Genomic DNA, 574 nt, shown 5'->3' on the forward strand with positions numbered 1-574 from the left:
ATCACAAATCAGAAAGCCTGCTTTCCTTTCAGCCCCGCCCACGGGTCAGAGCTGCCGTCCGAGTGGGAATGCCCCCGCGCCTCCGGGTGCTACGCCCCTCCCCTTCCCGTCTGGTCTCGATTGGCTGCCCGGATTTTCCGCGCCGTCTTCCGATCGCGCGATGAAGAACTCCGCCTCTTTTCCGTTCAACCGGTGCCCTTCCCGGTCGGTCAGGCCGATGCAGCTGCCGTTCGGCAGATAGGTGATGAGGTACTGACCGAGCCGGTCCTTGTGCACAACATAGCCTGTATTGGCCCAGTACACGATCTGGCCGGCATCAACGGCGGCCTTGATGTCTTCGAGTGTCATGATCTTTCCCCCCTTGCCTATTCTGCTGCCACTGAGGGGGCATCTGGTGCCTGCCCCACGATCCGGGCCAGAATGCTTCCCGTGTCGATCCCGTCCCCATGCGGCAGGAACACCCGCAACTGGAAGGCGATGATCTCGGTGAAGCAGCCGAGGGCCTTGAGGCCGTCGATTATGCCCTTGTCCGCGCCGCCCAGCTCGAGACGCATCTCGCCTGCGACGCGGCGAC

Annotated in this window: 2 protein-coding genes; both read right to left on the reverse strand. The window is 63.1% G+C overall.

Annotated elements, in window-relative coordinates:
* Positions 1-45: 45 nt before the first annotated feature.
* Positions 46-348: a hypothetical protein gene (locus TRIHO_RS16285; protein ID WP_068246005.1), complete on the reverse strand. Its 303-nt coding sequence runs from the start codon at positions 346-348 to the stop codon at positions 46-48.
* A gap of 17 nt (positions 349-365) precedes the next feature.
* On the reverse strand, positions 366-574 hold a 209-nt coding region (locus TRIHO_RS16290; protein WP_131811211.1), incomplete at its 5' end, for a hypothetical protein.

This window comes from Tritonibacter horizontis, assembly GCF_001518015.1.
In the GTDB taxonomy this organism is placed as follows: Bacteria; Pseudomonadota; Alphaproteobacteria; order Rhodobacterales; family Rhodobacteraceae; genus Epibacterium; species Epibacterium horizontis.

Coding starts and splice junctions, on each gene's coding strand:
- TRIHO_RS16285 (WP_068246005.1), bottom strand. CDS start 348: ATGACACTCGAAGACATCAAGGCCGCCGTTGATGCCGGCCAGATCGTG.